General features: G+C 67.5%; 7 protein-coding genes. 2 read left to right on the top strand and 5 right to left on the bottom strand.

Annotation, left to right across the window (positions count from 1 at the left end; translation table 11 throughout):
* Positions 1-153: 153 nt before the first annotated feature.
* The 3 genes from ACFWUR_RS26905 to glpK (ACFWUR_RS26895) all read right to left on the bottom strand — a co-directional run bounded on the left by ACFWUR_RS26905 (position 154) and on the right by glpK (ACFWUR_RS26895) (position 4,315).
* Positions 154-903, bottom strand: a complete 750-nt coding sequence (locus ACFWUR_RS26905) for an SDR family oxidoreductase (protein ID WP_378910489.1) — start codon at positions 901-903, stop codon at positions 154-156.
* A 197-nt stretch (positions 904-1,100) separates the two neighbouring features.
* Positions 1,101-2,780 carry a glycerol-3-phosphate dehydrogenase gene (glpD, locus tag ACFWUR_RS26900; protein ID WP_378910488.1) on the bottom strand — a complete coding sequence of 560 codons (1,680 nt, stop codon included), beginning with the start codon at positions 2,778-2,780 and terminating at the stop codon, positions 1,101-1,103.
* Positions 2,781-2,812: 32 nt separating this feature from the next.
* The gene (gene glpK / locus ACFWUR_RS26895; RefSeq protein WP_378910486.1) at positions 2,813-4,315 is read right to left on the bottom strand and encodes a glycerol kinase GlpK; all 1,503 of its coding nucleotides are present in this window, start codon (positions 4,313-4,315) and stop codon (positions 2,813-2,815) included.
* A gap of 133 nt (positions 4,316-4,448) precedes the next feature.
* Between glpK (ACFWUR_RS26895) and ACFWUR_RS26890 the strand changes: the two genes are divergently transcribed.
* Together ACFWUR_RS26890 and glpK (ACFWUR_RS26885) are read left to right on the top strand one after the other, a co-directional pair.
* Positions 4,449-5,201 carry an IclR family transcriptional regulator gene (locus ACFWUR_RS26890; RefSeq protein ID WP_378910485.1) on the top strand — a complete coding sequence of 251 codons (753 nt, stop codon included), beginning with the start codon at positions 4,449-4,451 and terminating at the stop codon, positions 5,199-5,201.
* A 226-nt stretch (positions 5,202-5,427) separates the two neighbouring features.
* Complete coding sequence (glpK, locus tag ACFWUR_RS26885; RefSeq protein WP_378910484.1) at positions 5,428-6,918, top strand: glycerol kinase GlpK; 1,491 nt, start codon at positions 5,428-5,430, stop codon at positions 6,916-6,918.
* Positions 6,919-6,949: 31 nt separating this feature from the next.
* On the opposite strand, the gene ACFWUR_RS26880 is transcribed toward glpK (ACFWUR_RS26885), so the two are convergent.
* Both ACFWUR_RS26880 and ACFWUR_RS26875 read right to left on the bottom strand, forming a co-directional pair.
* Positions 6,950-7,852: a hypothetical protein gene (locus tag ACFWUR_RS26880; RefSeq protein WP_378910483.1), complete on the bottom strand. Its 903-nt coding sequence runs from the start codon at positions 7,850-7,852 to the stop codon at positions 6,950-6,952.
* Positions 7,853-7,893: 41 nt separating this feature from the next.
* Complete coding sequence (locus ACFWUR_RS26875; RefSeq protein WP_378910537.1) at positions 7,894-9,042, bottom strand: MFS transporter; 1,149 nt, start codon at positions 9,040-9,042, stop codon at positions 7,894-7,896.
* Positions 9,043-9,052: the final 10 nt, after the last annotated feature.

The following is a 9,052-nucleotide window of genomic DNA, read 5'->3' as shown; positions in this document are numbered from 1 at the left end:
ATCAGGCACCGTTGCTTGCTCCTTCGTCGCCTACGCAACGGCGCCTGATCGACGGGACGGCCGCGAACCGCCGCTGCGCGGCGGCCCCTCCTCGGGGTCGGGGCGTGCGGGGCCGGTTTCAGATCAATCCCGAGGTCGGGGCGTGCGCGGTAATCAGATCAATTTTCGGACAATCGGCAGCGGCAGGATGCGCAGTGCGAAGCCCAGTGGTACCCACGGCCAACTCGGCACATAGGCATTGGCGCGACGCTTCTCGATCGAGGAGACCATTGCGTTGACGCCGGTTTCGGTGTCCACCATGAACTTCGGCTGATGCTTTACTCGGTCGTTCATCTCCGAGCGGATGTAACCGGGATAGATCACCGAGACGTCGACGCCCGCAATCGCTTCCGCGCGAACACCTTCGGCCAGTGCCGCGACCCCTGCCTTGGTGGCCGCGTAGGTGGTGAGCGTCTTGGGCATGCCGCGCAGGCCCGAGATCGAGGAGATCATCACGAGGTGACCGCGGCCCTGGGCTCGGAAGATCTTCAGCGCCGCCTCGCTCTGGGCAAGAGCGGCAACGAAATTCACCACCGCGGTCTCGCGGTTGGCCTTGTGGTGGCCGGTGCCCAGCGGGGCGCCCTTGCCGAGGCCCGCATTGACGATCACCCGGTCGACAGTGCCGAATTCGGCGGCGAACTCGTCGAAGACGGTGAACACCGCCGTGTCGTCGGTGACGTCGAGTTGCTTCACCGAAACGACGCGGTCGGGGTGTGCGGCGAGGATCTCGGCGCGCAATTCGTCGAGCCGTTCGGTGCGGCGCGCGCACAGACCGAGGTCATAGCCCAGCGCGGCGAATTGGCGGGCCATCTCGGCGCCGAGTCCGGAGCTGGCGCCGGTGATCAGGATGGTGCCCCGGCTCACGAGAGCGCCGCGGTTCGGGGAGTGATTGGCGATTCCATGTGCCCACGCTAGCCATCGCGGGGGCATGGTGGTCCCGATCTCGACACCACGACTGGGTTCCGCGAGTCGACGTGGAGCAGCGCCGCGGGTTGCGCAGTCGTCGGCTCAGCCCGACGACTGCGCAGTCCGCGGTGCCGTTCGGTGGATATCGGCGCAGGTCAGCGGGACGCGACCAGTCTGGCGGCGTTGGCCGCGGCGTCGTCGCCTGCCTTGTTGGCGGCGAGTTCGGCGTGGACGCGGTCGTAGTACCGGTTGATCTCGACGTTGGTGGTCTCCTCGTTCCAGTCGAGCAGCGGCGCGATCAAGCGGGCGATTTCCGGCGCGGCGGCGAGGCCGCGGTCGGGGACCTCGATGGAGATGCGGGTGCGGCGGGCGAGGATGTCGTCGAGGTGCAGGGCACCCTCGTGGGTGACGGCGTAGACGATCTCGGCGGCGATGTAGTCCGAGGCCCCCGGAATCGGGTGGCGCAGGGCGGGATCGGCGGCGATGAGGCCGAAGATGTCGGTACTCAGTGAGCCGTAGCGGCCGAGCAGGTGTTCGACCACGTCGACGGGCAGCCGCTGCGACACCGACAGGTCGGCTACTTCGGCGAGCATGTCGAAGTAGCCCGTCGCGCCGACGATCGGCAATTGCGCGGTCGACGAGGCGGGGATCTCCCCGCCCAGGCGCGCGACGGCCGCGTCGACGACGTCGGCGGCCATCACCCGGTAGGTCGTGTACTTGCCGCCCGCGATCACGAACAGGCCCGGCGCGGGTTCGGCGACGGCGTGTTCGCGCGAGAGCTTCGCGGTCTCCTTCGTGGCACCGGTCATCAGTGGGCGAAGGCCCGCGTAGGTGCCGACGATGTCCGCCCTGGTCAACGGCTCGCGCAGCAGCGCGTTGACATGGTCGAGGATGTACTGCACGTCGGCGGCGGTGGCTGTCGGGTGGTTCTTGTCCAGGGCCCATTCGGTGTCGGTGGTGCCGATGATCCAGTGTTCGGCCCACGGGATCACGAACAGGACCGACTTCTCGGTGCGCATGATCATGCCGGTGTGCAGGTTCAGCCGCTCGCGCGGCACGAGGATGTGCACGCCCTTCGACATCTGGACATGGAACGGGAAGTCGACGCCGGTCATCTTGATCATGTCGTCGGTCCACACGCCGGTCGCGCTGATCACCGTGCGGGCCCGAATGGTGTGCGTCAGGCCGGTTTCCAGGTCTTCCACGCGCGCGCCGACGACCTTGTCGCCGTCGCGTTCCAGCCCGATCACCTTGGTGCGGGTCAGCACCGTGGCACCGTTTTCGGCGGCGGTCCTGGCGATCATCATCGTGTGGCGGGCGTCGTCGACCTGTGCGTCGTAGTAGCGGATGGCGCCGGTCAGCGCGTCCTCACGCAGCGCGGGTGCGAGTTCCAGTGCGCCCGAACGGCTCAGGTGCTTGTGCATCGGGACCGTGCGCGCGCCGCCGAGGGTGTCGTAGAGCGCGATGCCCGCACCGATGTAGGCGCGCTCCCACACCCGATGTTGGAGCGGGAACAGGAACGGCACCGGATGCACCAGGTGCGGTGCGAGCGTATTCAGCAGCAGCCCACGCTCCTTGAGCGCCTCGCGCACCAGCGCGAAGTCCATCTGCTCCAGGTAGCGAAGGCCGCCGTGGATGAGTTTCGAGGAGCGGCTCGAAGTGCCCGCGGCGAAATCGCGTGCCTCGACGAGGGTGACGGACAGGCCGCGTGAGGCGGCGTCGAGCGCGGCGCCGGCGCCGGTCACGCCACCACCGATGACCAAAACATCGACCTCGGCGGTGTCGAGCGTGCCGACAGCCTTCTCGCGGTAGGTGGGGTCCAGTCGCACAGACACGATGATCTCCTTCTCGAAAGTATTGTGGTGATTCAGATTTCGGCCCAGTCGAGGGTGCGCTCGACGGCCTTGAGCCAGCGGCGGTAGCCGTGTTCGCGTTGCTCGTCGGACCAGCTCGGATACCAGCGAACGTCTTCGGACCAGTTGTCGAGCAGTTCGTCGGTGCCGCTCCAGAAGCCGACGGCCAGCCCGGCGGCATACGCGGCACCGAGCGCGGTGGTCTCGGCGACGACCGGTCGCGAGACCGGCACGCCGAGCAGGTCGGCCTGGATCTGCATGGCCAACTGGTTCACGGTGACGCCGCCGTCGACCCGCAGTGTCGCCAGGCGCACGCCGGCGTCGCGCTGCATGGCCTCGACCACATCGCGGGTCTGGTAGGCGATGGATTCCAGTGTTGCCCTGGCCAAGTGGGCGTTGTTGCTGTAGCGCGACAGACCCACGACCGCGCCGCGCGCATCGGGACGCCAATACGGTGCGAACAGACCGGAGAAGGCGGGCACGAAATACACACCGCCGGAGTCGCGCACCTGGCCCGCGAGGTCTTCGATCTGCCCGGCACCGGCGATGATGCCCATCTGGTCGCGCAACCACTGCACCGCCGAACCGGTGACCGCGATCGAACCCTCCAGCGCGTAGGCGGGTTTGTCGTCGCCGAACTGGTAGGCGACGGTGGTGATCAAGCCGTGGTTCGAGCGCACGATCTCCGTGCCGGTGTTGAGCATCAGGAAATTGCCTGTGCCATAGGTGTTCTTGGCCTCGCCGGGCTGGAAGCACACCTGCCCGACACCCGCGGCCTGCTGGTCGCCGAGCACGCCCGCGATGGGCACCGCCCCTGTGAACGGACCGTCGGGTTTCGTGGTCCCGAACAGTCCCGGGTTCGCCGACGCGGCGATGGTCGGCAGCATGGCCCGTGGGATGCCGAAGATCGCGAGGAGTTCGTCGTCCCAGTCGAGGGTTTCGAGATCCATCAGCATGGTCCGCGAGGCGTTGGTGGGGTCGGTGACGTGCACGCCGCCGGTGAGATTCCAGATCAGCCAGCTGTCGAGGGTGCCGAACAGGGCGTCACCGCGCTCGGCATCGGCGCGCACGCCCGCGATGTTGTCCAGGATCCACTTCAGCTTGCCGCCGGAGAAATACGGCGCGGGCGGCAGGCCGGTCTTCTCGCGGATGAGCGCACTGTGCCCGGCGGCATCGAGGTCGGCGATGATGCGGTCGGTACGGGTGTCCTGCCAGACGATGGCGTTGCCATAGGGACGGCCGGTGCGGCGGTTCCACACCACGGTGGTCTCGCGCTGGTTGGTGACACCGATGGCGGCGAGGTCGTCGGCCGTGAGATCGGCGAGCGAGAGGGCGGTCTTGACGACGGTGCGGGTGCGTTCCCAGATCTCGTCCGGATTGTGTTCGACCCACCCTGGACGCGGCATGATCTGGGAGTGTTCGAGCTGGTGGCGGGCCACAACGGTGCCTCTGTGGTCGAAAACCATGAATCGCGTCGAAGTCGTGCCCTGGTCGATCGCGCCCACATACCGGTTCATTTGTCGTCCTTCCCGGACCTCGGCATCGAGTCCGTCGATCGGGCACCCGGGCCCGAAACCCACGCTAGGAACGCGCGGACGCGTACACCACGGACACCGTTCGACAATGCTGAACGGTGGTAGGTTCGGGGCCATGCCCGGGCCGATCCAGTCGATCGAACGCGCCGCCGCCGTGCTGCGCCTGCTCGCGCGCGGATCGGGACCGCTGGGCGTCGGCGAGATCGCGACCGCACTCGACCTGGCCAAACCCACCGCGCACGGCATCCTGCGGACGCTGCTCGGGGTCGGGTTCGTCGGCCAGGACGCGCTCACCGGCAAATACCTCCTCGGCCCCTCGATCGGCGAACTCGGGACCGATCGGCTCGATGTGAACGAGTTGCGTTCGCGAGCGATCCACCGGGCCGACGCCCTCGCCTCCCGTTCCGGGGAATCGGTTCGCATCGCGGTGGCACGTGATAGTCGAATCACGGTGATCCACCACGTCTTTCGACCCGACAACAGCGTGCAAACCCTGGCCGTCGGTGAGGTGCTCCCCGCCCACGCGACCGCGCTCGGCAAGATTCTGCTGGCCTACGACGTGGCAGCGGAAGTCGTTGCACTGCAAGGGTTCACCCGGCGGACGATCACCGAACACGATGGACTCGACCGGGCGATCGCCGAGGTACGACGGCGAGGCTGGGCAGCGGAGGTCGAAGAGCATCGCACGGGCGAAGCGGGGATCGCGGTCCCCATTCGAGCCAGAGGTGGGCTTGTCGTCGCGGCCATCGGTATCACCGGACCGGTTGAACGGTTGTGCGACAACCGTTTACAGGTTCACACCGCCGCGATAGAGCAGGTGCGGGCCGCTGCCCTCGCTGTGCACCGCGACTTGACGGCAGCGCAATGAGCTGGGCCATCGCGACTTTCGCTGTGGTCCAGCCGGACCAGCTCCCGAGCAGCGAGCCAGCTGCCCGGTGCCGGCCGAACACCACCCGACGGGCACGGCATAGTGGGTCCCCCATAATCGTGATTCCGTACCAGATAAGTCGCGAAACAGCACTTTTCACCGCTCAGTGCAACCATGGTGCGGCCGTCGCCGTGAAGACGCGCACCGACGACGAGAGCAGCTGCCGATGACTCAACGTTTCGTGCTGGCCATCGACCAGGGCACCACCTCGAGCCGCTGCATCGTCTTCGACCAGCACGCGCGGCTGGTAGGGATGGCGCAGCGAACCCATCGTCAGCATTACCCCAAGTCCGGATGGGTGGAGCAGGACGCGCTCGAGATATGGCGAACCGTGGAGCGGATCGTGCCCGCCGCGTTGCGCGATGCCGGGATCACCGTCGAGCAGGTCGCCGCGATCGGCATCGCCAATCAGCGTGAGACCACCGTCGTGTGGGATCGGCACACCGGGCAGCCGGTGCGGCTGGCCATCGTCTGGCAGGACGTGCGCACCGAAGACCTGGTCGACCAAATGAAGGAATTGCCCGGCGCCCAACGTATTCCGGAGTTGAGTGGTCTCCCCCTGGCGACCTATTTCGCCGCACCGCGCCTGCGCTGGCTGCTCGACAATGTCGACGGCCTGCGCGACAGGGCCGAACGCGGCGACGTCCTGTTCGGCACCATGGAATCCTGGCTCATCTGGAACCTCACCGGCGAGCACGTCACCGACGTCACCAATGCCGGGCGCACCCTGCTGATGAACCTCGCCACCCGCCAGTGGGACGCGGAACTGTTGCGATTCTTCGACATTCCGCCCGCCATGCTCCCCCGTATCGAACCGTCGACCGGCGATTTCGGCACCGCCCGCACCGTCGTCCCCGGCGTGCGGATCGGCGCCGCCCTCGGCGATCAGCACGCGGCCCTGTTCGGCCAAACCTGCTTCGCCCCAGGTGAAACCGAATGCACCTACGGCACCGGCGGATTCCTCATGATGAACACCGGCACCGAACTGATCCGCTCCGAACACGGCCTGCTCACCACCATCGGCTACCAGGTCGGCCCCGAACCGGTCTACGCGCTGGAAGGCCCGATCGCGGTCACCGGATCCCTGGTCCAATGGCTACGCGACATCGTCGGCCTGATCGCCACCGCCCCCGAAATCGAAACTCTGGCAAGCACAGTCGACGACAACGGCGGCTGCTACCTCGTCCCCGCCTTCTCCGGCCTCTACGCCCCCCACTGGCGCAGCGACGCCCGGGGCCTGCTCATCGGCCTGACCTCCTACGTCACCAAAGGCCACCTGGCCCGCGCCGTCCTGGAAGCCACCGCCTGGCAGACCCGCGACGTAGTCGAAGCCATGAACGCCGACGCGGGCTTACAAGCTCGATCCCTGCGCGTAGCAGGAGGAATGGCCTCCAACAATCTGCTCATGCAGATCATCGCCGATGTCCTGGACACCCCTGTGATGCGCCCGCTGGTCACCGAAACCGTCTCCCTCGGTGCCGCCTACGCGGCGGGATTGGCCGTCGGCTACTGGCCCGATCTCCAAGGGCTACGCCGCAATTGGAAGGTAGCCGCGCAATGGACCCCCGCCGCGGATCGCCGAATCCGCGACAACGAATACGAACGCTGGCAACGCGCCGTTCAACTCAGCGTCGGTTGGGCCCGCCCGGCCGACTAGAAACGCCGAGGAAGCGGTGGCTGGAGACTTATCAGCTGAAGAGTTCGTCGGTGCGGGTGGCGGTAACGGCTTGCGTCAACCATGCGTCGAGCTGGTCGATATCGGTACACGCCGCGAGTTGCGCCCGTTGCGCGGCCGACAGCTCGAGCCCGCGGGCCGTCAGTACGGTGAGCACCGCATGCGCGGCAGTCTCGACGACCTTCGCGTCCACCTCGGCGAGCCCCTCGGCGAGCCCCTCCTCGCGCCCCTTCGCCATGTACTTGGTCGCGATGCGGCCGCGGTATTGAGGCGTGCTCTCCATCAGTTCCTCCAGGCGTCGGCTTGCGACGACGGTCAACGCGTCGTCGACCAGATCAAGATACATTTTCGCATGTTCATCGTCGGTTTTCATCAGCCCGGCCAGGAACGCGGCAAGGACCTCCTCCATATGCGGACCCGCGCCGTGGGCGATCGCCGACAGTGTCGCGCGCTCAGGGCACCTTCCCGCCTCAGCTGGATCGGTCACGACGGGGAAACGGTCAGGGCCGAGCACCAGCGGTTGGATCACCGATCCCACGGTGTCGAGTTCGATCGGCTGTTCGGCCCACTTCGCGACCGCCCTACTCGGCGTCACCACCAACAGAACCACCGGGCAACACAGCCGCGATCGCAGCGTTGTCAGGTAGACCGGCCATTTCCAGCGGCGCACATCCGCCTTCGACAACTGCACCTCCACGCACACACCGAGAACGGGAATGTCGCGATCGTCATGAGTGCTGAGTGCCAGGTCACCGCGAAACTCCTTGGGCCCGACGTCGGTGAAGTCGCACGGCTCAGCCCGCATCTGGGACAGGCCCGGGAGCGGGATACCGAACTCCTCAGCCAGCAACGACGGGGCCAGCAGGAGATCGGTGCGGAACAGGTCAAGCAAACCTTCGTGCAGGTGGCTCGGCATGCGGGGCACCGTATGTCGAGGCGACGAAGGGTACCAATCGGTTACGGCGTGTTGTGTGCCGAGCGGCGTTGCAGGAACACCGTCAGGGTGAACAGGACGACGCCGGCTACCGCGAGGACGGCGCCGACCATCGCCGGGGCGGTGTAACCGAGGCCCGCGGCGATGACCAGGCCGCCCAACCAGGCCCCTGCGGCGTTGGCCATGTTCAAGGCGGCGTGGTTGAGGGCGGCGGCGAGGGTCTGGGCGTCGGCGGCTACGTCCATGAGGCGGGTTTGGAGGCCGGGGGCCAAGGACGCACCGGAGGCTCCGACGAGGAAGGCGCCGATCGCGGCGGTGACGGGGTTGTGCGCGGCCAGGACGAAGCCGGCCAGGATCACCACCATCGCGATCATGGCGACGAAGATCGAGCGGTCCACGCCACGGTCGGCGAGGATGCCGCCGCCGATGTTGCCGACGATCATGCCGACGCCGAACAGGGCCAGCACGAGCGGCACCGCGCCGATGGGCATGCCCGCGACGTCGGTCATGGTGGTGGCGATGTAGGTGTAGACGGCGAACATGCCGCCGAAGCCGATCGCGCCGACGGCCAGGGTGAGCAGCACCTGCGGGCGACGCAACGCACCGAGCTCGGTCAGTGGGTTGGTGATCTTCATGCTGGTCAGGGCGGGGACGTAGCGCCAGAGGGCGGCCACCGTCGCCATCCCGATCACGGCGACGACCACATAGGCGTCACGCCAGCCGAAGTGCTGACCGAGCCAGGTCGCGCCCGGCACACCGACCACATTCGCCACGCTGAGCCCGAGCATCACCGCCGCCACCGCCTTGGCCCGCTGCCCGACGGGGGCGAGCGTGGCGGCGGCCAGCGAGGCGACACCGAAGTACGCGCCGTGCGGGAGCCCGGACACGAAGCGGGCGAGCACGAGCGTGCCGAAGGTCGGCGCGAGCACGGTCCCGATATTGCCGACGGTGAACGCGACCATCAACACGATCAACAATTTCTTGCGCGCCACCCGCGCGCACAGCGCGGCGATCAGCGGCGCACCGACAACGACCCCGAGCGCGTACGCCGAGACCGCGTGCCCGGCCGAGGGCTCGGAGATATCGAAGGCCCGCGCGATATCGGGCAGCAACCCCATGGTCACGAACTCGGTGGTCCCGATCCCGAATCCACCCAGCGCCAACGCGAGCATCGCCGGGACA

This window comes from Nocardia sp. NPDC058633 (assembly GCF_042717045.1).
Lineage (GTDB): Bacteria > Actinomycetota > Actinomycetes > Mycobacteriales > Mycobacteriaceae > Nocardia.
Note: the sequence above shows the minus strand (reverse complement) of the source record. Positions and strands in the feature narration are given on the sequence as shown.